24 protein-coding genes and 1 tRNA gene are annotated in these 23,002 nt (G+C 61.2%); 14 read left to right on the plus strand and 11 right to left on the minus strand.

What is annotated here, in order from left to right; genetic code table 11:
- Positions 1 to 3 precede the first annotated feature (3 nt).
- Entirely contained in the window at positions 4 to 633 is a 630-nt protein-coding gene (locus HX830_RS10030) for a response regulator (RefSeq protein WP_103498651.1), read from the minus strand.
- Positions 630 to 3,374, minus strand: a complete 2,745-nt coding sequence (locus HX830_RS10035; protein WP_177099979.1) for a PAS domain-containing sensor histidine kinase — start codon at positions 3,372 to 3,374, stop codon at positions 630 to 632. The genes HX830_RS10030 and HX830_RS10035 overlap by 4 nt, the downstream gene beginning before the upstream one ends.
- Before the next feature lie 357 nt (positions 3,375 to 3,731).
- Here HX830_RS10035 and HX830_RS10040 point away from each other — a divergent pair, with 357 nt between their 5' ends.
- Together HX830_RS10040 and HX830_RS10045 are read left to right on the plus strand one after the other, a co-directional pair.
- Positions 3,732 to 4,784: an HD-GYP domain-containing protein gene (locus tag HX830_RS10040; protein ID WP_152738196.1), complete on the plus strand. Its 1,053-nt coding sequence runs from the start codon at positions 3,732 to 3,734 to the stop codon at positions 4,782 to 4,784.
- A 122-nt stretch (positions 4,785 to 4,906) separates the two neighbouring features.
- Positions 4,907 to 6,880: a putative bifunctional diguanylate cyclase/phosphodiesterase gene (locus HX830_RS10045; protein WP_177099981.1), complete on the plus strand. Its 1,974-nt coding sequence runs from the start codon at positions 4,907 to 4,909 to the stop codon at positions 6,878 to 6,880.
- Between the two features lie 44 nt (positions 6,881 to 6,924).
- Here HX830_RS10045 and HX830_RS10050 read toward each other — a convergent pair whose 3' ends face one another.
- Both HX830_RS10050 and coaA read right to left on the minus strand, forming a co-directional pair.
- A complete protein-coding gene (locus HX830_RS10050) occupies positions 6,925 to 7,170 on the minus strand; it encodes a co-regulatory protein PtrA N-terminal domain-containing protein (protein WP_103498655.1) in 246 nt (81 codons plus the stop codon).
- Positions 7,171 to 7,325: 155 nt separating this feature from the next.
- Positions 7,326 to 8,228 (minus strand): type I pantothenate kinase, encoded by a 903-nt coding sequence (gene coaA, locus HX830_RS10055; protein ID WP_247263330.1) that lies wholly within the window; start codon positions 8,226 to 8,228, stop codon positions 7,326 to 7,328.
- 268 nt (positions 8,229 to 8,496) lie between these two features.
- On the opposite strand from coaA, the gene nadA reads away from it, so the two are divergent.
- Positions 8,497 to 9,555, plus strand: a complete 1,059-nt coding sequence (gene nadA / locus HX830_RS10060) for a quinolinate synthase NadA (RefSeq protein WP_152738231.1) — start codon at positions 8,497 to 8,499, stop codon at positions 9,553 to 9,555.
- Positions 9,556 to 9,694: 139 nt separating this feature from the next.
- On the opposite strand, the gene HX830_RS10065 is transcribed toward nadA, so the two are convergent.
- Positions 9,695 to 11,128, minus strand: a complete 1,434-nt coding sequence (locus HX830_RS10065; protein ID WP_152738234.1) for a M48 family metalloprotease — start codon at positions 11,126 to 11,128, stop codon at positions 9,695 to 9,697.
- Between the two features lie 128 nt (positions 11,129 to 11,256).
- On the opposite strand from HX830_RS10065, the gene HX830_RS10070 reads away from it, so the two are divergent.
- Positions 11,257 to 11,496, plus strand: a complete 240-nt coding sequence (locus HX830_RS10070) for a sulfurtransferase TusA family protein (RefSeq protein WP_103498659.1) — start codon at positions 11,257 to 11,259, stop codon at positions 11,494 to 11,496.
- Positions 11,497 to 11,510: 14 nt separating this feature from the next.
- Here HX830_RS10070 and HX830_RS10075 read toward each other — a convergent pair whose 3' ends face one another.
- Both HX830_RS10075 and HX830_RS10080 read right to left on the minus strand, forming a co-directional pair.
- A complete protein-coding gene (locus HX830_RS10075; protein ID WP_177099983.1) occupies positions 11,511 to 11,984 on the minus strand; it encodes a peroxiredoxin in 474 nt (157 codons plus the stop codon).
- Positions 11,985 to 11,994: 10 nt separating this feature from the next.
- Positions 11,995 to 12,555 carry a glycine cleavage system protein R gene (locus HX830_RS10080; RefSeq protein WP_100938862.1) on the minus strand — a complete coding sequence of 187 codons (561 nt, stop codon included), beginning with the start codon at positions 12,553 to 12,555 and terminating at the stop codon, positions 11,995 to 11,997.
- 327 nt (positions 12,556 to 12,882) lie between these two features.
- On the opposite strand from HX830_RS10080, the gene dapA reads away from it, so the two are divergent.
- From dapA to HX830_RS10110, 6 genes are all read left to right on the plus strand, one after another.
- Positions 12,883 to 13,761, plus strand: a complete 879-nt coding sequence (dapA, locus tag HX830_RS10085) for a 4-hydroxy-tetrahydrodipicolinate synthase (RefSeq protein WP_103498661.1) — start codon at positions 12,883 to 12,885, stop codon at positions 13,759 to 13,761.
- Between the two features lie 17 nt (positions 13,762 to 13,778).
- Positions 13,779 to 14,882, plus strand: a complete 1,104-nt coding sequence (bamC, locus tag HX830_RS10090) for an outer membrane protein assembly factor BamC (protein ID WP_177099985.1) — start codon at positions 13,779 to 13,781, stop codon at positions 14,880 to 14,882.
- Between the two features lie 4 nt (positions 14,883 to 14,886).
- On the plus strand, positions 14,887 to 15,687 hold the full coding sequence (locus HX830_RS10095; protein ID WP_177099987.1) for an MBL fold metallo-hydrolase: 801 nt from the start codon (positions 14,887 to 14,889) through the stop codon (positions 15,685 to 15,687).
- Positions 15,674 to 16,384: a phosphoribosylaminoimidazolesuccinocarboxamide synthase gene (gene purC / locus HX830_RS10100; protein WP_103498664.1), complete on the plus strand. Its 711-nt coding sequence runs from the start codon at positions 15,674 to 15,676 to the stop codon at positions 16,382 to 16,384. The genes HX830_RS10095 and purC overlap by 14 nt, the downstream gene beginning before the upstream one ends.
- 84 nt (positions 16,385 to 16,468) lie before the next feature.
- Positions 16,469 to 16,558 (plus strand) — tRNA-Ser (locus tag HX830_RS10105).
- Positions 16,559 to 16,825: 267 nt separating this feature from the next.
- Positions 16,826 to 17,746 carry a LysR family transcriptional regulator gene (locus HX830_RS10110; RefSeq protein WP_152738242.1) on the plus strand — a complete coding sequence of 307 codons (921 nt, stop codon included), beginning with the start codon at positions 16,826 to 16,828 and terminating at the stop codon, positions 17,744 to 17,746.
- 27 nt (positions 17,747 to 17,773) lie between these two features.
- Here the strand turns inward: HX830_RS10110 and HX830_RS10115 are convergent, their stop codons facing one another.
- A complete protein-coding gene (locus HX830_RS10115) occupies positions 17,774 to 18,055 on the minus strand; it encodes an addiction module antidote protein (protein WP_100938869.1) in 282 nt (93 codons plus the stop codon).
- Positions 18,052 to 18,390, minus strand: a complete 339-nt coding sequence (locus HX830_RS10120; RefSeq protein WP_371317488.1) for a type II toxin-antitoxin system RelE/ParE family toxin — start codon at positions 18,388 to 18,390, stop codon at positions 18,052 to 18,054. Before HX830_RS10120 ends, HX830_RS10115 begins: the two co-directional genes overlap by 4 nt.
- Before the next feature lie 153 nt (positions 18,391 to 18,543).
- Here HX830_RS10120 and HX830_RS10125 point away from each other — a divergent pair, with 153 nt between their 5' ends.
- Positions 18,544 to 18,903, plus strand: a complete 360-nt coding sequence (locus HX830_RS10125; RefSeq protein ID WP_152738245.1) for a 5-carboxymethyl-2-hydroxymuconate Delta-isomerase — start codon at positions 18,544 to 18,546, stop codon at positions 18,901 to 18,903.
- A gap of 77 nt (positions 18,904 to 18,980) precedes the next feature.
- Here HX830_RS10125 and cynS read toward each other — a convergent pair whose 3' ends face one another.
- Both cynS and HX830_RS10135 read right to left on the minus strand, forming a co-directional pair.
- Positions 18,981 to 19,451 carry a cyanase gene (gene cynS / locus HX830_RS10130; protein WP_177099989.1) on the minus strand — a complete coding sequence of 157 codons (471 nt, stop codon included), beginning with the start codon at positions 19,449 to 19,451 and terminating at the stop codon, positions 18,981 to 18,983.
- A 34-nt stretch (positions 19,452 to 19,485) separates the two neighbouring features.
- Positions 19,486 to 20,145: a carbonic anhydrase gene (locus HX830_RS10135; RefSeq protein ID WP_103498668.1), complete on the minus strand. Its 660-nt coding sequence runs from the start codon at positions 20,143 to 20,145 to the stop codon at positions 19,486 to 19,488.
- A 111-nt stretch (positions 20,146 to 20,256) separates the two neighbouring features.
- On the opposite strand from HX830_RS10135, the gene cynR reads away from it, so the two are divergent.
- The 3 genes from cynR (at position 20,257) to HX830_RS10150 (ending at position 22,890) form a co-directional block, all read left to right on the plus strand.
- Positions 20,257 to 21,135, plus strand: a complete 879-nt coding sequence (cynR, locus tag HX830_RS10140) for a transcriptional regulator CynR (RefSeq protein ID WP_152738251.1) — start codon at positions 20,257 to 20,259, stop codon at positions 21,133 to 21,135.
- A 90-nt stretch (positions 21,136 to 21,225) separates the two neighbouring features.
- Positions 21,226 to 21,414, plus strand: coding sequence for a hypothetical protein (locus HX830_RS10145; RefSeq protein WP_177099635.1), 189 nt, complete (start codon positions 21,226 to 21,228; stop codon positions 21,412 to 21,414).
- A gap of 93 nt (positions 21,415 to 21,507) precedes the next feature.
- Positions 21,508 to 22,890, plus strand: a complete 1,383-nt coding sequence (locus HX830_RS10150; RefSeq protein WP_177099991.1) for a glutamine synthetase family protein — start codon at positions 21,508 to 21,510, stop codon at positions 22,888 to 22,890.
- Positions 22,891 to 23,002 lie beyond the last annotated feature (112 nt).

Raw genomic sequence — 23,002 nt, forward strand, 5'->3', positions numbered from 1 at the left:
GGTTCAGACCAGCCCCTGGCTCAGGGCATAACGCACCAGGTCGGTGCTGGTGGTGAAACACATCTTCTCCATCAACCGGGTCTTGTGGGTGCTTACGGTCTTGTTGCTGATCACCAACTGTTCGGCAATCTGATTGACGCTCAGGCCCTGTGCCAGCATGCGCAGGATCTGGAATTCCCGTGTCGAAAGCGTTTGTGACGGGCTTTCAGGCGACAGGCCGCTGCTTTGCAGGGCGATCTGTTCCGCCAGTTCCGGGTCAAGGTAGCGGCCACCGCCGCTGACCTTGCGGATGGCGGCCAGCAGGGTCTCCGGATCGTGGTCCTTGGTCATGTAGCCCGAGGCCCCGGCACGCAGTGCACGCTGGGCGATGTGGGCTTCGTTGTGCATACTCAGGATCAGTATCGGCAGCTTGGGATAGTGGGCGTGGATACGTCCGATCAGATCCTCGCCGCTGCTTCCGGGCATGGTCATGTCGAGCAGCAACAGGTCGATCTCGGTGTGGCGCAGCAGGTCGAGGACCTGGGCACCGTTTTCCGCTTCGGCCACCACGCAAAAATCCTTGACCAGGGCGAACAGCTGCTTGAGGCCTTCGCGCATTATTCTATGGTCGTCGGCTACCATCAATCGGATCATGATTCGTGGGTCCTTGAGTCGGGTACCTTCAGCTGTACGGTGGTGCCGCCGCCGATTTTGCTGGAAATCTGGGTGGTGCCACCCAGGGTCAGGCCGCGTTCGCGCATGCCCAGCAGTCCGAGGGTTTTGCCGGAGAGCCCACGTTGCTCGAAACCCTTGCCGTTGTCGGTGATCTCCAGCGACCAGCCACTGGTGGTTTTTTCGAGGCTCACCGTGACTCGGGTCGCCTGGGCGTGGCGGGCGATGTTGGTCAGCGATTCCTGGGCGATCCGAAAGGCCGCGGTGGCAGCGGCATCCTCCAGTTGCATCGGTTGCCGGGGGAGTTGCAGGTCGCAGGCAATGTCCCATTGTTGCCTGAACGTGTCGGTCAGCCACTCCAGGGCGGCCACCAGCCCCATGTTGAGGATCGACGGACGCAGGCTGGTGGAGATATTCCTCACCACCTGGACCGTCTGATCGATCAGTTGCAGCAGGCGCGTGACTTGCTCACTGAGCATCGGCACTTGTTCGCCATACTGAAAGCGCAACAGCGAAGTGCCCATGCGGATTGCCGTCAGGTGCTGCCCCAATTCATCATGAATTTCCTGGGCAATCAGCTTGCGTTCCTCTTCCCGGGCACTTTCGCGGCTGGACATCAGTTGCCGAAGTTGATTGTTCAGCGCGGCCAGGCGTCGCTCGGCCACTCGTAGTTTGGAGATATCACGGACCACGGCCAGTACGGTGCTGATGCGCCCCTGGACGTCCTGTTCCGGAACCAGACTGATGTGGTAGACCTGTTGCAGGCGTTGGCGACCGTTGAGCAGATACTCGTACTCCAGAGGCTGGCCGCTTTCCACCGCTTCGATCAGCGCGTCCTGGAGCAGTTGGCTTTGCAGGTTGCGTGGCAGTATTTGCAGCAGGCGTTTGTGCAGTAATCCGGCCTTTGGTCGGTCAAGCCATCTTTCCAGCGCCGGGTTGATGAACAGCACTTTCCCCGACGGACTCAGGCGAGCGATACCGTCGGGGGAGTTTTCCACCAGGGTGCCGATTTCCTGTTGGCGGGCTCGTTCATTGCGCTGGATTTCCTTCAGGTCGGTGATATTCCGGGCAATGCATACCATGCGGTGCGCACGGCCGCTGGCATCGGCGATCGGCACCAGGTTGAAATGGATGATCAACGAGCGCTTGCCACAGGGCAGGTGGGCATCGAGCTCGATGGGGGCACCGACGGCGATGCAGTGTTGGCAAATAGCGTCGACCACCTGCGCGGCCTCGCTCGGCAGCCAAGACTCCGGAGGTTGCCCTATGAGCTCCCCATGGCTTCTGGCGAGCATCTGGCAGAGTATCGGATTGGCCTCCAGGCAACTGAGCCGCTGGTTGGCATCGATGGACAGCAGGCAGAGCATGTCCTGGGTGTGATCGAAGACTTCGCGATAACGGCGTTCGCTTTGCGCAAGGTTGTCCAGGGCCGAACAACGCTCCCAGGCAATGGAACCTATGTGGCTGGCCATCTGCGCGTACTTGCGCTCTTGTTCAGGGAGGGGATGTTCGCCGTTGGTAAACAGCAGGATGACCCCAAGTGTCTGGCCAGCGCTGTTGACTACCGGTTCCAGCCAGCAGCCCCGATATCCGGCCAGCAGGGCCGGCGCGCTGAAACTCAGGTGCGTGGCGTCGGCCCTCAGGTCATCGATCAGCCGGCGTTGCTCAAAGAATCCCGGGAAACGGTTCAGGTCGGCGACCAGGCAGGCCTGGAGCGACTGCGGAACCACGGCTGGCGGGGCCAGGTTGTCGCCGTCTGGCTCTGTCTTGAAGGCGATTGCATTGCGAAAGTCCGGCGCCAGTACTTCCAGGTAGGTACTCAACAGTGGCAGCACGGTACGCAACGCACCGTCGGTGATCATCACCTGGAAAATCGCCGATCGGGCATTCTCCGCACGTTCCTGTTGCCGCAAGGAGCTCACATTCTGGGCCATGACCAGGATCCCGGAGATCTCTGCGTTTTCATCATGCTCCGTCGTCAGGTTGCACAGGAATGCCACGGAGTGCCCGGAGTAGGGATCCTTGCTTTCCAGCAACCGGGTGGCCGGGATGCCGGTGGACAGGGTGTGTTGCAGATGTGCGCGGAATTCCTCGTCGATCGGTTGCGTGTGGGAGCCTTGTGACGCTGTGCGTTCGATGCCGGGAACATCGGGAAAGCCCCGGGTGCGTTCGAACTCGGGGTTGACGTAGATGCGTTGTCCAAGCCGGTTGTAGCGCAGGATGATATTGGGCGAGTTTTGCGCCAGGGAGCGGTACTTCTGTTCGTTGCTCAACAGGGCCTGGCGCAAGGCCAGGTGTTCGCTGATGTCCTCGAGTTGGGACACGAAGTAAAGGGCTTCGCCTTTCTGGTTACGGGCTACGCCGATGGTCAAGCGCGCCCACAGCGCGCTGCCGTCCTTGCGCAGGTAACGTTTTTCAAAGGTGACGCTTGAACACTGGCCCTGGATCAGCCTGGGTATTTCGTCCCGGCCAGCCTGAAGGTCGTCCGGGTGGGTCAGTTGCTGGAACGAGGTACCGCGCAGCTCTTCTTCGGTGTAGCCGAGCATCCGGCAGAGCATCGGGTTCGCGGCAATCCATTCGCCGCTCAGGCGTAGCAAGGCCAGGCCGGTGCCGGCGGAATCGAAGGCGAGGCGATAGTCTTGCTCGGCGGGGCCCAGCGGTAATCCTTCGGTTTTGTCAGGGCCTTGCGTGGGAGCGAGCTCTGCAGTAACGGCTGAGTCCATTCGCCTTTCTCCCGGTTATTTTGCCTGGAGCATAGCGCAAGCGCCCAGCGGTATGCACACCTGTTCGGTCTGGGGCGTGGGACCGTTGATCAGTGTCGGATCCTGGCCGGCAAGCAGGCCGATTGCGTCATGACCCCCCTTGCCGACGGAAGGACGGTTGGCCGCTTAGACAAACGTCTAAGGTATGAGCAAGGTGATATCAATGTGATGCTATGTTGTTGACTCCACGCCATCGAATATCTCGATGGAAGCCGCCCCGCGTTGGAGGATCAGTCCGCGCAGGTGGACCTGATGTGCTTTTGCCGGTATCGGTAGCGCCCGTTTCGACGGGACACTGGCCATGGGAGTGACGGATTTATGTTTTCCAAAGTCAATACTGAAAGCGAAATCGTCATTATCGATGATGTTTCGCTCAACCACCGGTTGTTGGAATCGTGTTTGCGGGCCTATGGGCTTCGCAACATCAGAACGTTTTCCGACTCCGCCGAAGGGCTGACCTGGCTCCAGTCCAACCCCTGGGACTTGTTGTTGCTGGACCTGTATATGCCGGCGCCCGATGGTTTCGAGATTCTTGATCGCCTCAAACAGCGCAGCCGGACCGAATCGCCGATCATTATCGTGACGGCCCTGAACGATCCGCAAAACCGGCGCAAAGGCTTGGAGATGGGCGCCAACGACTTCGTCTGCAAACCCATCGATCTGCCCGAGGTGCTGTTGCGAGTGCGCAGTTGCCTGGAGCTGGCCCAGGCCACCCGGTTGTTGCGCGAGGCCAATGTCGAACTGGAGCGCAAGGTCGAACGACGTACGGCCCAATTGGAGGCCAGCTACCAGGCGATCGCCAACAGTCTGGGTCGTGCTGCCAGTTATCGGGGCAACGATACGCTCAACCATGTCCGTCGCATCGGCGATTGCGCAGCCCTGTTGGCCAAGGCGGTCGGTATGTCCAGGCAATGGTGCGAGCTGATCCGTCTGGCGGCACCGATGCATGATGTCGGGAATATCGGCATAGAAGACGCGATATTGCGCAAGCCCGGGGTGCTGACGGCGCGGGAACGGGAAATCATGCAGGACCATCCGCGCATCGGTTATGAAGTCCTGCGCGACAACAACGGTTCCCCGGTCACCGACCTGGCGGCGGAGATTGCCCTGGCGCATCACGAGCGGTGGGATGGCACCGGTTATCCCAACCGGTTGCAAAGCGAGGCGATTCCTTTGTCAGCCCGGATCACGGCGATCTGTGATGTCTATGAAGCGCTCAGAATGCCACGTCCCTACAGGGAGGCGTGGAGCGCCGAGCGCTCGCAGGAATATCTTTGTGAACAGGCCGGCCGGCACTTTGATCCGCAACTGGTGGATATTTTCTGCGGTCTGCTGGATGAGATCGAGGCTGAGCGACTACGCTCGCTCTAAAGAAAGTATAAAGAAAGTAATAGCGACGCCGACAATAATATTGACCCTTATTGGCTTTGGGTCGGCTACCTGAAAGGGACGAGCGCTGCACGCCTTCACTGCGCAGACAGAGAGGCATTCCTATGATAATAAAGCTCCTGGCTACCCTGCGGACCCTCATGTCCGTGCCCCATGACAACCCCAAGCTGCTGCGGGCTCAGTACGTGGCCTTGTCGCGCCAGCTGCCGCTGATGTATCTGGTCTTGCTGCTCAATATGTGGGCGCTGGCCATCACTCACCTGACCACCGCCCCGTTGTGGCTGACATTCGCCATTCCGCTGGCCATGACGGTGGTCTGTGTGGCGCGCGCCTGCATGTGGTTGCGTAGCGCCGGGCGCTTGCCGGCCGATGCGCAGATCCTCGCCTCACTGCGGCGAACCAACCAGTTGGTGCCCTTTATCGCGGGCGCCTTCACGTCCTGGTCCCTGGCCCTGTATCCCTACGGCGACGCCTATTCACAGTCACAAATCGCCTTTTTCATGGGCATTACGGTGATCGTCTGCATTTTCTGCATGATGCACCTGCGACCCGCGGCGCTGACCGCCACATTGGTGGTCAACGTCGCTTTCGTGGTCTTTTTCTCCTCTACCCACAACCCGGCCTTTATTGCCACGGCGGTGAATGTCCTGCTGGTGTCCCTGGCGATGCTGATCATCCTGCAGCATCACTACCATGACTTCACCCGGTTGGTGAATGTGCAGGCGCAGACCGAAGAGCTGAGCAACGAGAACCTGCGACTGGCCAATCAGGACAGCCTGACCGGGCTGCCCAATCGGCGGCAGTTCTTCAGCACCCTGGAGAGCGCCATGCACCTGGCAATCACCCAGAAAAGACGCCTCGCGGTAGGGATCCTCGATCTCGATGGATTCAAGCCGGTGAACGATCTCTACGGCCACAGCGTCGGTGACAAGATTCTGGTCATGGTCGGTCTGCGCTTGCGGCAATTGGCCGATGCAACGGTGCATGTGGCACGGTTGGGTGGGGATGAGTTTGCCCTGGTGCTCGAAGGCGATCTCAGTGACGAGGATTTGCAGGTGTTCGGCAAGGCGGTGTGCGAGCGGTTGCACGTCGAGTTTCTGCTGGTCGATGTGCCGATCCAGATTGGCGCAACCCTGGGCATTGCCACGTTTCCCGAGGGCGCGGCGAGTGCCATACAGCTTTTCGAATATGCCGACTATGCACTCTACCAGGGCAAGCGCCATAACCCGGGTTCGATGTGCCTGTTCTCGGCCAGCCATCGCGAGCAGTTGCACCGTGACGCCATCACCGAGCAGGCGCTGCGCAGGGCGGTGCTGGACAAGGAGTTTTTCGTGCTGTTCCAGCCGATTCTCGATTGCCGCAGCCGTGAGACGGTTGCCTTCGAGGCTTTGGCCCGCTGGAACAGCCCTGAGTTGGGCCTGGTATCCCCGGCGCAGTTCATCCCCATTGCCGAGCGTATCGGCCTGATCAATCGCCTCACGCTGCCGTTGTTGCGGCAGGCGCTGGGTATGGCGCGGTTCTGGCCTGAAGGCATACGGCTTTCATTCAATCTGTCGGTCCACGACTGCGGTTCCCACGACAATGTGCAGTCGATCATCGACGTGATCACGGTCAGTGGCTTCAATCCGGCGTATCTGGATCTGGAAATCACCGAAACCGTCGTCATGCAGGATATCCCTCAGGTGCAATCGGCGATCGGACGGTTTCGTCAATTGGGCTGCGGTATCTCGCTGGATGATTTCGGCACGGGGTATTCAAGCCTGAGCCAGCTGCATGCCCTGGCGCTGACGAAACTCAAGATCGATCGCAGCTTCGTTGCCGATATTCACATCAAGCCCGCGAGCTACAAGATCGTCAAGTCGCTGCTGGCCTTGAGCCTCGACATGGAATTGGAATGCGTGGTCGAGGGGATCGAGACCCAGGAGGAGCTCCAGGCTCTGTGCAGTCTGGGGTGCATGCAGGTGCAGGGGTTTCTTTTCAGCCGTCCGGTGGCTTTCGCCGACACCCTGGACTGGTTGGCGCAGGCTGAGGCGCGGCGGCGGCAATGGGCGGCCGGACAGGTGCTGGATTCAGCATGAGCGGATCTTCGACGGCGTATTGTCACGTGCCCACGGGCGTCTGTTCAGGGCTGGTCCACAGACCTTTCTTCGGCAGGTGCTGAGCCTGCTATCCGAGCCGCCAGGCGAGCTTTGGCGGCTTGTTGGGCGGTGACAATCGCCTTGGCATCTTCACGTTCGAGGAAGCGCGCCATCGACTCGTCGCGCTGGGCTTGCATGCGTGCAGTCACCCGCGAACTACCGCCTTCGGCGAATGCCGAGACCGGGACGCTCAACAAGGTGACGCTCAACAATGCGCTGAGGAGCTTCATGGGAACTCTGCATGAGTGATGGGGAGTATGAACAGGGTAGTGGCCGCGCAGCGCTCGTGGTCTGAGCGCTGATGGATCGGCCTGCTCCCTGCGACCCGAATTATATGACAGGTTACTGCCAGTTTTCGAAGGGTCAATGCGTCAGCGTAGCACCCTCAGCGTAACCAGATCTCACTGACTGAGTGGTCAGACGCCTTGCGCAACACCAGGTCGGCGCGTTCGCGGGTCGGCAGGATATTTTCCAGCAGGTTGACGCGGTTGATGTCCCGCCAGATCTGGCGCGCGGCTTCGGGGGCTTCCTCGGGCGTCAGGTCGGCCAGTTTGCGGAAATAGGCACCACGGGCGCGGAACGAGGTCTTCTGCAGCATCAGGAACCGCGCCACGTACCAGTGCTCGATATCTTGTTCATCGGCATCCAGGTACACCGAGAAATCGAAGAAGTCGGAGACGATGGTCGAGGGTTTCAGCCCATCGACGCCATCGGTTTGCAGCACGTTGAGGCCTTCGAAGATCAGGATGTCCGGCTGGTCGATCACCTGGAACTGGTCGGGCACGATGTCGTAGCTGACATGGGAGTAGATCGGCGCCTCGATATTGTGCTCGCCGGCTTTCACCGCTGCCAGGAACTTGACCATGTGCTTGCGATCGTAGCTTTCTGGAAAACCCTTGCGGTGCATGATGCCATCGGCCACCAGCTTGCTGTTGGGGTAGAGGAAGCCGTCGGTGGTGACCAGGGCGACGTTGGGGTGATCCGGCCAGCGCGCCATCACCGCCTGCAGCACGCGGGCAAAGGTGCTCTTGCCGACGGCGACGCTGCCGGCGATGGCAATGATGTAAGGACCACGGTGGGTCGGGCGGCTGAGAAAGGTATCGCGGATGCCTGTCAGTTGGCGGGCGGCGCCAATGTGCAGGTTGATCAGCCGCGACAGGGGCAGATAGACATCGGCGACATCTTCCAGGGAGACGTCTTCGTTCACGCCGCGTAATGCCGACAGGTCTTCTTCCGAGAGGGTCAACGGCGTGCTGGCACGCAGTTCCGCCCACTCGTTGCGGGTCATTACGAGGTACTCATCGGATCTCATCGGTTGCCATCCAGGCCTCTTCAATGGGCGGATTATCCAACGCTTTGCCCCCACTTGTCCGAAGATCAGAATAATCTTTTGAATTCATTGGATATTCTGTAGCCTTGCGGCGCTGCAAAGCAGTCCATGCCTGATGGATTCACTCTCCCGGTCCATACGTTGCACCTAATATCCCGTCTCGGAAAGGGGCGGGGGCCGGGGTATACTCGACTTTCGCGCTCTCGCGCTTGCAGGTCTTGCGAACATGACGCAGATTTCCGAACGCCTTCTGGTTCAAGCCCACCTTGATGCCAAGCAACCCAAACCCCTGAGTGCCGCCGAAGAGGCGCAGTTGCGGGCCGATATCGCCGCCGAGCTCAAGGCCCGGGATGCGGTGCTGGTGGCCCACTTCTATTGCGATCCGGTGATCCAGGCGCTGGCCGAGGAGACCGGCGGCTGTGTCTCCGACTCCCTGGAAATGGCCCGTTTCGGCGCCGCCCATCCGGCCAAGACCGTGCTGGTGGCCGGTGTGCGCTTCATGGGCGAAACCGCCAAGATCCTCACCCCGGAAAAACGCATCCTGATGCCGACCCTGGAAGCGACCTGCTCGCTGGACCTGGGATGCCCGGTGGACGAGTTTTCCGCGTTCTGCGACCAGCATCCCGAGCGCACGGTGGTGGTGTATGCCAACACCTCGGCGGCGGTGAAGGCACGGGCCGACTGGGTGGTGACCTCCAGTTGCGCGCTGGAGATCGTCGAAAGCCTGATGGACAACGGCGAAACCATCATCTGGGCGCCGGACAAGCACCTGGGGCGTTATATCCAGAAGGAAACCGGCGCCGATATGTTGCTCTGGGACGGCGCCTGCATCGTTCACGAGGAGTTCAAGTCCAAGCAGTTGGAGGACATGAAGGCGCTGTATCCCGAGGCGGCGATCCTGGTGCACCCCGAATCGCCGGAGTCGGTGATCGAACTGGCCGATGCGGTGGGTTCCACCAGCCAGTTGATCGCGGCGGCGCAGCGTCTGCCGAACAAGACCTTTATCGTGGCCACCGACCGCGGCATTTTCTACAAAATGCAGCAGTTGTGCCCGGACAAGGTCTTTATCGAGGCGCCGACCGCCGGTAATGGCGCGGCGTGCCGCAGTTGCGCGCATTGCCCGTGGATGGCGATGAATACCCTGGAGCGCACCTTGCAGTGCCTGCGCGAGGGCAGCAACGAGATCTTCGTCGACCCGGCGGTGATTCCCCGCGCGGTTCGCCCGCTCAAGCGCATGCTGGATTTCACCCAGGCGGCGCGGATGAAACTGGCGGGGAATGCCTGAGAGGCATTTGGCGACGGCTCACCCCTGTAGGAGCGAGCTTGCTCGCGATGGACGTCAACGATAACGCAGGGCACCTGATACCCCGCAGTGCCAGGGTTACCATCGCGAGCAAGCTCGCTCCTACAGGGGGCGGATGTTGTCAGCCGCCCATCAAGTCCTTGACCATGCGCTCCTGATCAATCAACTCCTTCTGGCGCGCATCGATGCGTGAAGCCAGTTGGAAGTTCGGCGCGCGGCGCTTGGCGAAGTCCAGTTGCTGGATCGCCTGCTTGAAGTCGCCGACCAAGGCAAAATACTCGGCTCGCGCCTGGTGCAGGCCGATGATATTGCCGGACTGGCCACGGGTTTCGGCGAGCTGATACCAGACATCCGGATCGTCCTGGCGAGTCTTCAACAGGTCGTCCAGGCCCTTTTCCGCCTCGGCCGGACGATTCTGCTTGATCAGCAGGTCGATGCGTTCCTGCTTCAGCGGGTAGCTGGCAGGATATTGCAGCAGCATCTTGTCGGTCCGTTGCAGGGCTTCGGGGAACCGGCTGGCCGCCGTGTCCAGGTCGATCTGGGCCAGGTTGTAGGTGATGTCGTTGGGTGATTTGTCCAGCAGCGGCTTGAGGGTCGCCCGGGCCTCGTTCAACTGCGTACCTTTGATCTGTGCGATAGCCAGGCCATAACGCGCCACGTCGGACTTGGGATTCTCGTCCAGTTGCGCACGGAAGCGCTTGGCCGCCAACCCTGGCGAGTCTTCATAGGACAGTATCACCCTGGCCCGAATCAACTGATAACGCAGGCTGTCCTCGATACCGCCGGGCTTGGATTGCTCGGCGCGGTTGCGGGTGTCGGCGATCCGTGATTCGGTGACCGGGTGGGTCAGCAGGAATTCCGGTGGCTTGGCGTCGAAGCGGTAGATGCGCATCAGGCGCTCGAACATGGTCGGCATCGAGCGTGGGTCGTAACCGGCTTTTTCCAGGGTGAGGATGCCGATACGGTCGGCTTCCTGCTCATTCTGACGGGAGAAGCGCTGTTTTTCCTGGAACGCCGCGGCCTGGGTGCCGGCAATAGTGGCAATACCGGCATCACCGCCGCCCGCCGCCGCGATCACGATCCCGGTCAGGAGTGCCGCCATCATCGGCAGTTGCATGCGTTGCTGGGCTTCCACGCCCCGGGCGAAGTGGCGTTGTGACAAGTGCGCCAGTTCGTGGGCCAGTACCGCGGCGTATTCGCCCTCGGTCTGGGCGTTGAGGAACAGGCCACCGTTGATCCCGACAATCCCGCCGGGCGCGGCGAAGGCGTTGAGCTGGTTGCTGTCGATCAGGATGAACACCAGGCGACGGTCCTGGACCTGGCTGCTTTCCGCCAGTTTGTAGACGGTGGTCTCGACGTAATCCTTGAGCTGCGGGTCATTGAGTTGCTTGACCTCGCTGCGCAGCAGGCTCAGCCAGGCACGGCCCAGCTGGAATTCCTGTTGCGGGGAGACAATGGCGGAACTGGCGTCGCCGAGTGACGGCAGGTCGTCGGCGAAGCCTGGAGAGGCGAGCAGGCAAGCGAGCGTCAACAGGGTGGGGCGCAGAAAGGTCATGCACAGGGCTCTGAGTCGGCAAAGTCCTTACTGTAGCCGGACACTGCGCCTGCGACCAGAGCTGCTTCCACTTGGGGTATCCTAGGCGCTTCGAACCGACCATCCGGCAGCGCGCCAGGAGTGAAGCAATGACCGAAGTTGTAGAGCACGATGCCGAGCTGGACGCCAGTGGCTTGAACTGCCCGCTGCCGTTGCTCAAGGCCAAGCTGGAACTCAATCGCCTGGCCAGTGGCGCGGTGCTCAAGGTCATTGCCACCGACGCCGGATCGCAGCGCGATTTTCGGACTTTCGCCAGGCTTGCCGGACATATCCTGATTCATGAAGAGGAAGCGTCCGGCGTTTATCGCTACTGGTTGCGCAAGGCCTGACGCAGCGCGTCGGCTCAGGCCTCGTTCAGCGCCTGGGCTGCCGCCAGTACCGCGTCGACGTGGCCCGGAACCTTCACGCCGCGCCATTCCTGACGCAACACACCGTTTGCATCGATCAGGAAAGTGCTGCGGTCCACGCCCAGGTATTCCTTGCCGTAGAGCTTCTTCAACTTGATCACGTCGAACAGCTGGCAGACGGCTTCGTCCTTGTCGCTGATCAGTTCGAAGGGGAACTCCTGCTTGCCCTTGAAGTTCTCGTGGGACTTCAGGCTGTCGCGGGATACGCCGAAGACTTCGGTGTTGGCGGCCTGGAAGGCGCCGTACTGGTCACGAAAGCCCTGGCCCTCGGTGGTGCAACCCGGGGTGCTGTCCTTGGGGTAGAAATAGATCACCACCTGCTTGCCCTTGAGGTCGGCGAGGCTGACGGTCTGCCCGCTGGTGGCCTGGGCCTGGAAATCGGCGACGGGTTGATCGAGAAGGACGGCCATGGGGGTTTCCTTACATTGGGTTCTGTGGGCGCCACGGTTCGATCAGGGCGTCGAGGTTCATCGCGTCGGCGAAGTCCAGGAACTGATCGCGCAACCAACTGATCTGCACGCCGGCAGGCAGGGTCACGGTAAAGGTGGCGTTGAGCATGGTGCCGCCGGTCTGGGGCGCCAGGTAGGTGTCGCAGGTCAGGTTTTCCAGCTCGACGTTGTGGTCCATGAAGAACTGGCACAGCTCGTTGATGATGTCCGAGCGGTAGGCCGAGCTGACATAAGCGACGTACGGCAGTGCCTGGGGACGGCTTTCCAGGGCGCCGCTGCGCACCACGCTGACAATGAAGGCGTGCTTCTTCGCCAGGTTCGGCAGGCCGGCTTCCAGGCGCGCCAGGGCGTCCCAGCTGCCGGAAATCTGCAGGACCAGCGCGCTGTACTCGCCATGGCGGGTCAGGCGTGAAGTTACGACGGCGCAGCGATTTTCATGGCTGGCGCGGCACAGGACGTTGGTCAGCTCCATGGGGTTGGCGCCGAGGGCACTGATAACAAGGAATTGTTCGCGGACTGTGGGGGTGGACATGCAGCATTCCTAAAGCGATGAGCGGTCAGTACCTTGGGGGCGGTCAGGGGCTGGGTTCGGGGATCCGGATGCGGATGGCGAGGCCTGGAATCGAGCGCTGGTGCCGGTTGCCGTCTCGCAGGGGACGGGCGGCGGCCAGGCCGGAGCGGGCTTCGGGCAGCGAAAATGGAGACTGGAACCCGGCACTTGAGCGACTCAGTACCGATCAAAGTCTGAAGGGTAGCGAAAACCTGCGCTCAGGGGAATGCTCATAGACAGTACTTCGCTTGTACAAGCCTGATGGCGCCAGTACCATTACCGCTCTCTTTTTCCGGCAGGAGCGGTTGCATGATTGCGGGCAGTATGGTGGCACTGGTCACACCCATGGATGCACAGGGTCGTCTTGACTGGGACAGCCTGAGCAAACTGGTGGACTTCCACCTGCAAAACGGCACCAACGCCATTGTCGCGGTCGGCACCACAGGTGAGTCGGCCACTCTCGATGTGAACGAGCATATCGAAGTGATTCGTCGCGTGGTCGACCAGGTGGCAGGTCGTATCCCGGTGATTGCCGGTACGGGCGCCAACTCGACGCGTGAGGCGATCGAACTGACCACCAATGCGAAAACCGCCGGCGCCGACGCGTGCCTGCTGGTGACCCCTTATTACAACAAGCCGACCCAGGAAGGCCTGTACCAGCATTTCCGCACCATCGCCGAAGCTGTCGACATCCCGCAGATCCTCTACAACGTTCCAGGCCGTACTGCGTGTGACATGCAGGCCGAGACCGTGATTCGCCTGTCGAGCGTGCCGAACATCATCGGCATCAAGGAAGCCACCGGTGACCTGGCGCGAGCCAAGGCGATCCTGGCTGGCGTGAGCAGTGATTTCCTGGTGTATTCCGGTGATGACGCCACCGCGGTCGAGCTGATCCTGCTCGGCGGCAAGGGCAACATCTCGGTGACCGCCAACGTTGCACCCCGTGAAATGAGCGCGATGTGCGCCGCCGCCATGGCTGGCAAGGCCGATGAGGCCCGGGCGATTCACGAAAAACTGATGCCGCTGAACAAGACCCTGTTCATCGAATCCAACCCTATCCCCGTGAAATGGGCGCTGCATGAGATGGGCTTGATGCCGGACGGTATCCGTCTGCCGCTCACCTGGCTCAGTGCTGCCTGTCACGAACCGCTGCGGCAGGCCATGCGCCAGTCCGGCGTCCTGGTTTAATTGAGGAAATACCCCGCATGAAGCGATTGGCCGGACTTTCTGCACTTGCCTTGATTATCTCCAGCACCAGTGGCTGCGCCTGGCTGTGGGGCCCGGAAGGATATTTCCGCGACCGCGGCAGCGACTACCTGGACTCGAAACAGACGCCGACGATGCAATTGCCAGCGGATGTCAGCACCAGCAAGCGTCTTGACCCGCTGCTGCCGATTCCACGCAACGTCGCCGACGACACCGCCAAGGGGCCGTTCGAAGTGCCGCGTCCGCTGCCTTTGCAGGTTGCGGCCAGCGCCAGCGACTACAGCCTGCAGAAAAGCGGCGACACGCGTTGGGTAATGGCCCAGCACACCCCGGCCGAAGTCTGGCCAGTGGCGTTGCAGTTCTTCCAGGACAACGGTTTCCGGATCGACGCGCAACGCCCACAGACCGGTGAATTCACCACGGCCTGGCAGCGTTCCAGCGAGCTCTCGGCGGCCATGGGCAAGCGCCTCGCGGCGGGTGACAACGAAACCCGTGTGCGGGTCCGTATCGAGCCGGGCGTGCAGCGCAACACCAGTGAAGTCTACGTGGTCAGCGCCCAGCGCCCGGCTGGCAGCACCGCCAACGTCGATTTCACCCCGCATTCGGTCAACCTCGGCCTGGATTCGGCCCTGGTCGACGAAATGCTCTCGAGCATGAGCCGCAGCGCCGAGAAGGGCGGTTCGGTGTCCTTGCTGGCCGCGCGTGATTTCGATACCCCGAGCCGTGTCGCCCTGAGCCAGGACGGTAGCGGCAACCCGGTGCTCAACGTTGGTGAAGACCTTGACCGTGCCTGGTCGAGTGTCGGCCGTGCTCTGGAGCAGGGCGAGTGGCGTGTCGAAGACATCAACCGCAGCCTGGGTCTCTATTACATCAACCTGGCGGAAAAAGCCGAGAAGAAGAACGACGAGCCTGGTTTCTTCGCCCGTCTGTTCGGCAGCAAGCCGAGCAAGGAAGAGATCGAAACCCGTGCCGTGCGTTATCAGGTTCGCCTGAGCAAGGTCGGCGACAACGTCCAGGTCACCGTCGAGAAAGACATCAACACCGTGGCACCGGCCGATGTGGCCCGTCGGGTGTTGGGCGTGATTCAAGACAACCTGGGCTGATCCGGTGCGGTTTGCCGTTCTCGGCAGTGGTAGCCAAGGGAACGGCACGCTGATCGCCAGTGAAGACACGCTGATCCTGGTCGATTGTGGTTTCTCGCTGCGGGAAACCGAGCGACGCCTGGCGCGCCTTGGGGTGAGCCCGACGCAACTGAGCGCGATTCTGGTGACCCACGAACATGCCGACCACGTGCATGGCGTGGGTTTGCTGTCTCGGCGCTACAATCTACCGGTGTACCTGAGTCGTGGCACCTTGCGCGGCCTGCGCAAGCCCATCGAACCCGCGGGTTTCGTGGCGGGTGGCGAGACCTTGCGGATTGGCGGCTTGAGCATCGAAGTGGTGTCGGTGGCCCACGATGCCCTTGAGCCGACGCAATATGTGTTCAGCGACGGTCGGCGGCGTTTCGGCCTGCTGACCGACCTGGGTTCCTATTGCGGCAGGGTCATGGACAGCTACAGCGGTCTCGATGCCTTGATGATCGAGTCCAACCATTGCCGCGACCTGCTGGGTCGTGGGCATTACCCGGCCTTTCTCAAGCAGCGGGTCGGTGGTGAACTGGGACATTTGAACAACCACCAGGCCGCGAGCCTGGTGGCCGAGTTGGGCTGGCAAGACCTGCAACACCTGGTACTGGCCCATCTGAGCAGCAAGAACAACCTGCCGCGGCTGGCCCGGCAATGTTTTGTCGACACCCTTGGGTGCGACCCGGACTGGCTGCAATTGGCCGATCAAGATTCAGGGCTCGACTGGCGACATATCGCCTGGCCCAACAACTTAACAAGCGGAGCCCATCATGGAAAAACGTGAAGAACTCTACCGCGGCAAAGCCAAGTCGGTTTACAAGACCGACGACGCCGACCGTTTGATCCTGCTGTTTCGCAACGACACCTCGGCGTTCGACGGCAAGCGTATCGAACAGCTGGACCGCAAGGGCATGGTGAACAACAAGTTCAACGCCTTCATCATGCAGAAGCTCGAAGCGGCCGGTATCCCGACCCAGTTCGACAAACTGCTGGGCGACAACGAATGCCTGGTGAAGAAACTCGACATGATCCCGGTGGAATGCGTGGTGCGTAACTACGCGGCCGGCAGCCTGGTCAAGCGTCTGGGCGTGGAAGAGGGTTTGAAGCTCAACCCTTACACCTTCGAACTGTTCCTCAAGGACGACGCCAAGGGCGACCCGTTCATCAACGAATCCCACGTCGTGGCGTTCGGTTGGGGCACCGCCGAGCAATTGGCGAAGATGAAAGAGCTGTCGCTCAAGGTCAACGAAGTACTGAGCCAGCTGTTCGACGACGCCGGCCTGCTGCTGGTGGACTTCAAGCTGGAATTCGGCGTATTCCACGGCCAGATCGTCCTGGGCGACGAGTTCAGTCCGGACGGCTGCCGCCTGTGGGACAAGGAAACACGCAAGAAGATGGACAAGGACCGCTTCCGCCAGGGCCTCGGTGATGTCATCGAAGCCTACGAAGAAGTCGCCAAGCGTCTGGGCGTACCGCTGTAATCGACGCAAGCATCTGATAGCACGTAATTTTTTTGCAGTTGGGGCTTCGCTTCCGGCAAAAGTGTTGTTATGATGCGCGCCGTTGGAGAGATGCCAGAGTGGCCGAATGGGACGGATTCGAAATCCGTTGTACCTTCACCGGTACCTAGGGTTCGAATCCCTATCTCTCCGCCATTATTAAATACGACTAAGCCCCTGAAAAATTTGAAGTTTTCAGGGGCTTTTTCGTTTCCGACGATTAATTTAGGGCAATTTTAGGGCAGAAGCTGCGTGCCCTATACCGTTTTAGTCTGCTCTAAACCCAAGCACTTTTGAAACGATAGGGTGTGCGTCATAGTGCTGTTGATTCAATATTTGTCCGCGCAACCGTCCCTTCGTCGTCTAGACACGTCCCTTGTTGCGTTCCTACACTGAGGCGCAATCGAGGACCAGGGGTCACAGATGAACCGCAACGAATTGCGCAAGGCTGACATCAACCTGATGGTGGTCTTCGAAACACTGATGCTTGAACGCAATGTGACGCGGGTCGCGGAGAAGCTGTTTCTCGGCCAGCCGACCATCAGTTCGGCGCTCAATCGCCTGCGGGTGATGTTCAACGATCCGCTGTTTATCCGTGTCGGCCATCGCATGGAGCCCACCGCGCGGGCCGAGGAGATCATCCAGCACCTGTCACCGGCGCTGGATTCGCTGTCGAATGCCTTGAGCCTGACCCACGACTTCGACCCGGCCAGCAGCACCATGACCTTTCGCATCGGCCTGTCGGACGATGTCGAGTTCGGCTTGTTGCCGACGCTGCTGCGAGCCTTGCGCCAGGAAGCGCCGAATGTGGTGATCGTGGTCCAGCACGTCGACTACTGGCGTATTCCCGACCTGTTGGCCTCCGGCGACATTACCGTGGGCATCAGCCAGACCCGCGGTTTGCCGGCCAATGCCAAGCGCAAGCTGTTGCGCCATATCCAGCCGATGATCCTGCGCGCCGACGCCTCGACGGCGCCCTTGAGCCTCGATGAGTACTGCGCGCGGCCGCATGTCCTGGTGTCCCATACCGCCAATATCAGCAGTCTGGCGGACGAGTGGCTGGCGGAAATCGGCCGCAAGCGTCATGTGGTGCTCTCGGTGCCTCAATACAGCGCTTTGCCGGCCCTGCTCGCGGGCACCGATCTGGTCGCCAGCCTTCCGGATTACACGGCCAAGGCCATGGCAGCGTCAGGGTTGCTGTTTGACGAACCGCTACCGTTCAAGGTGCCGAACCTGGACCTGTCGATGGTCTGGCTCGGGATTGTCGATACCGATCCGGCCGAGCGTTGGCTGCGTTCGCGGCTTGAGCATTTCATGAGTGATCGCCAGCCCCTGGCGCCTTGAGGGGGCCGGTCGCCCTGGCGGGTTGGCTCAGGTGGGTTGCACCACCAGTTCCACGCCCAGGGCGTCAACCAGCTTGAGCAGGGTGTCGTAGCGGGGTTTGGCTCCGGGAGCGAGGGCCTTGTAGAGACTCTCGCGACCCATGCCGGAGTCGCGGGCAACCCGTGTCATGCCACGAGCCTTGGCAACAGCCGCCAGTGCCGCGAGAAATACGTCGGGATTCTTGTCTTTCAGGGCCACGTTGAGCAGTTCGGCAATGGTTGCCTCGTCGCTCAGGTAATCACTGGCCTCAAAGGGTTTCAGCGTGGTCATGTTCGATCACCTCGTTCGATCTCGCTCAGGATCAGCCTGGCGTGTTTGATGTCGCGTTTTTGCGATGACTTGTCGCCCGCACACAACAGCAGAATCAGAATTTCACCCCGGCGAGCGAAATAAACGCGATAGCCAGGACCTGTATGAATACGCATTTCACCGACCCCGTCGGTGACCCTCTTGGTATCGCCCAGCGCGCCGAATTGCGCCGAGATCAGGCGGGAGAGGATGCGTGCCTTGGCGATGGGGTCTTTCAATCGCCGCAGCCAATCGTCAAACACCTCGGTAGTGACCAGGGTGTGTGTTGGTTTCGAGTGTAGTAGTTCGGATACGATTTTCAAAGTCTTTACGCCGTTTTTTTACCTTGACCCTTCTGTATTTGGTCCAGGAGCAGCCGGCGCGCCAATGCGCTATCGTTTCACGATCTTTCCCGAAGGCCGCGTGCTATATCTGTGTGCCTTCCTATTCCGCTGTTTTGGAGCCTGTAAATGCCTCACGTTTTCCTGGAATACACCCCCAACCTGACTGAATTCGACGCCGACAAGGCGTTGCTGCGTATCAACCATGCGCTGGTGGCCTCCGGGCAGTTCGGCGCCGAGTTCGATATCAAGAGCCGGGCCATGGAACTGGGGGCGTTTCGCGTGGGGACAGGGCTGGGCGAGCGCGGCTTCGTGCATGTGAAGCTGGCGCTGTTGAGCGGGCGCTCGGCACAGATCAAGAAACAACTTTCCGAGAGCCTGCTGGCGGGATTGAAGGATCTTGGTGATTGGCCGGAAGGTATTGAAGTACAGCTTTCGGTGGAAGTGGTGGATCTGGATCGCGAGTCCTACGCCAAGGTTGCGATCTGATCAGGCGATAAAACCCATTGCGGGTGTGAGCCTGTGAAAAGGCCAGGGCTGCATTCAGCCCTGGCCTTGTCGTTTTATCAGAACGGTTTGGTTGGCAGGTACTTGCCATCCAGAGTGATGACCGCGCGCGAGCCGCCGTCCGGGTCCTCGACCTTCTTGATATCCAGCTTGAAGTTGATGGCACTGATGATGCCGTCGCCGAACTGTTCGTGGACCAGGGCCTTCAAGGTGCTGCCGTAGACCTGGATCATTTCGTAGAAACGATAGATCGTCGGGTCGGTCGGGACGCCATTGCCAATGCTGCCGCGCAACGGCACGCTTTGCAGCAGGCGACTGGCGTCCTGGTCCAGGCCGAGTTTTTCACAGACCACGTTGGCGGCGCTGGCCGGCAGCGGGTGCTGGCCGAGCAGGGCGGCGGTGACGAAGGCCAGGCTCAGGCCGGTGCCGTCGGTCAGGTCCTGCCAGGACAGGTTCAGGCGCTGCTTGGCGTCGATGATGGTGTCGGCCAGGGCCAGGCGTGGAGCTTGTGCGAATTGGGACTGCAACATGGTGATTTCCTCGCTTTCGTCAGTAGGATTCAGGTCAGGCAACTTGTGGCGGTTGTGTCGATAGCGCGCAGGCTTGCGGCTGTTCGGCAAGTGAGACAAAACGACCGGTACTGCCGTCGAGAGCCGCGATGGAGCCGCTCTCGATGTCGTACACCCAGCCATGCAGGTTCAGCCGACCTTGTTCCAGCGCCAGGGCGACCGACGGGTGAGTCTTCAGATTGGCCAGCTGGGCTATCACGTTTTCCCGCACCAGGGCATCCAGTCGCGCCTCGGCCGAGACATGGTTGCGGGCGGCGTTGATGACCTTGGCCGACTCGGCATGACGTAGCCAGTTGGCCACCGCCGGCAGGTGATCGAGGCATTTGCAGGTGGAGATCGCCGTCATCGCACCGCAATCGGAGTGGCCACAGATCACGATATCGCGCACTCCCAGTACCGCCACCGCGTACTCCACCGTGGCCGAGACGCCGCCCGGCTCCGGGCCGTAGGACGGCACGATATTGCCGGCATTGCGGATCACGAACAGATCGCCGGGTTCCTGCTGGGTCAGCAGTTCCGGTACCACCCGGCTGTCCGAGCAGGTGACGAACAGGGTAGCGGGACTCTGGGTGGTTGCCAGTTGCTTGAACAGGGCGCTGCGGGTTGGAAAGGCTTCGCGCTGGAACTTCAGGAATCCGTCGATGATGGCTTGCATGATGTGTCTCCTTGCGTGTGGCTGATGGGGCAAGGATGGAAGTTTTCAGGCATAGCGTCCAAGACCGGCTTATTATGAAAGCTATAAGTCCTACCTATAGTTGAGTGCCCGATGCTGCTGCGTCATATCCGTTACCTGCTGGCCGTCGCCGAACATCGCAATTTCACCCGGGCCGCCGAGGCCCTGCATGTCTCCCAGCCGACCTTGTCCCAGCAGATCCGGCAACTCGAGGACAGCCTCGGGGCGGCGCTGTTCGACCGCTCGGGACGCAGCATCCGTCTGACCGATGCCGGCGAGGCCTATGTGCGTTTTGCCCGGTTGGCCCTGCAGGACCTGGAGGCGGGCAAGCGGGCGATGCACGATGTGCAGGATCTGAGTCGCGGCAGTCTGCGCCTGGCCATGACGCCGACCTTCACGGCGTACCTCATTGCGCCGCTGTTGCATCGCTTCCACAGTCTTTACCCGGGTATCACCCTGAGTGTCGAGGAAATGACCCAGGATCGCCTGGAGGCCGCGTTGGCCGAGGACCGGCTGGATATCGGCATTGCCTTTACCGGGATGCACCTGGCGGATATCCAGGGTGAAGCGCTGTTCAGCGAAACCTTGAGCCTGATGGTGGGTGCGGCTCATCCGCAGGCGACGGGCAAGACCCTCACTGCCGATGAGCTGGAGCGGCAGTCGCTGGTCCTGCTCAGCCAGGATTTCGCCACGCGCCAGCACATCGACCTGTATTGCCGTCAGCACGGTATCGTGCCGCGCATCGCCATCGAGGCCAACTCTATCAGTGCGATTGTCGAACTGGTCCGTCGCGGTCAGTTGGCGACGATCCTGCCGGCGGCCATTGCCCTCGAACAGCCGGGGCTGGTGGCGCTGGAGCTGACGCCGGGGTTGCCACAACGCACGGTGGCCCTGCTCAGTCGCCGGGGGGCCTGGCGCAGTGCGGCCTGCCAGGCGTTCGCGAGGCTGGCGGGGCAGTGGCGCAATGTTTAGTCATTGCACATGCAAGCTTCTTCAAAACTGAATTTAATCACCCGGGTGCTCGTGTGAGGCTGGCGGTCTCAGGTTTATCGCGGCAGGTATATGGACGATTGGCTCGGCGGGATCGGCTACGCAGCAGGGACGGGCGCCTCGACGCCTGGTGTCCGCTCGCGGCGGCGTCCGCTGTTGCGTGCCTCTCCGAGCCTGGTGGCCTTGCCTTCCGAGTTGGCCTTCTGGGCGCTATGGCATTGCCGTCACGCGCGCCCGCCGGATGTCGGTTTTCCCCGTTGAGTTTTTTCATTGATCGCCATTGGCCTGCCCTGGCCGTTGCGATCGACCCGGTGGGCGCGTGCGCGCCTGCCCGACGCGGAAGACGAGAATCCCATGAGTGTTGCCTGCCCAGCCTTTGCCTGTACCGAAGAAGCCCTGAGTTTTCTGGAGCTCAACCCCGATATCGAGATGTTCGAGCTGTTCATCCTCGACAACAACGGCGTCCCCCGCGGCAAGTTGTTGCACCGCGACGAACTGCTGGCGGTCTATGTCAGTGGCCGCCCGCTGCCCAGCACCATTCTCGGTCTGACCATCAACGGCGATGATGTGGAGAACTCCGGCCTGGTCTGGGAGGTGGGGGATATCGATTGCCGTGCCTATCCCTTGAGTGGCAGCTTGCAGCGCATGCCCTGGCGGTTGATCCCGACCGCGGCGGTGCAGGTCAGCATGCACCCCAGCGAGGGGCTGCCGGCGACGGTAGCCGATCCGCGGCATCTGCTGGCCAGGGTAATCGATGGGCTCAAGGCCGACGGCTACCACCCGGTGATGGCGGCGGAGCTGGAGTTCTATCTGCTCGACCAGAAGCGTGACAGCCAGGGTCGGCCGCAGCCGGCCCGCGACGCTGACGGTGGACGTCCGAACACTACCCAGGTCTACGGTCTGCGGGAGCTGGAGCAGATCGAGCCGTTCCTCGCCGACCTCTACAGTGCCTGCAAACTCCAGGGTATTCCGGCGCGTACGGCGATCTCCGAGTACGCTCCGGGCCAAGTCGAGATTACCCTGGAACACCGCACCGATGCCTTGCAGGCGATGGACGAGGCGGTGCGTTACAAGCGCCTGGTCAAGGGCGTGGCGCACAAACACGGAATGATTGCCTGCTTTATGGCCAAGCCGTTCGACGATCTGGCCGGTACCGGTATGCACATGCACGTCAGCCTGGCGGACGCGGCGGGTAACAATCTGTTCGCCAGCGAAGCCGGCGACGGCACGCCGCTGCTCAAACAGGCGGTGGGCGGCATGCTTGCGACCCTGCTCGATGCGTTGCTGATGTTTTGCCCGAATGCCAACTCCTACCGGCGTTTCCAGAGCAACAGCTATGCACCGCTGGCGGCGACCTGGGGTGTCGACAACCGCACCGTGAGCCTGCGAGTACCGGGCGGACCGGCCTTTTCGCGGCATATCGAGCACCGCATCTGCGGCGCCGATGCCAACCCCTATCTGGCAGCGGCGGCGATTCTCGCGGGGATTCATCGCGGGATTCGCGAGCGCCTTGACCCCGGTGCGCCGGTCGAAGGCAACGGCTACGCCCAGGCCGGCAAGCGCCTGCCCACCGACTGGTTGACCACCCTGCGCGCCCTGGAAGAATCCGCCTGGGCACGGGAAGCGTTTGGCCGTGAGTTCCTCGGGGTCTACCTGGCGGTCAAGCGCGCCGAATACCGGCAGTTCATGGGCGAGGTCGGTGAGCAGGACTGGCGCTGGTATTTGCAGCAGGCGTGAATGACGGTCCGGTAATCTGTTGAACAATAAGGGCGGGAATTTTTCACGAAATATTGATGCGTGCCTGACTAAGGTTCGAAGCGTTGTCGAGCGAGTGTTTTGGGCTCCCGGC

This window comes from Pseudomonas gingeri (assembly GCF_013385425.1).
Lineage (GTDB): Bacteria > Pseudomonadota > Gammaproteobacteria > Pseudomonadales > Pseudomonadaceae > Aquipseudomonas > Aquipseudomonas gingeri_D.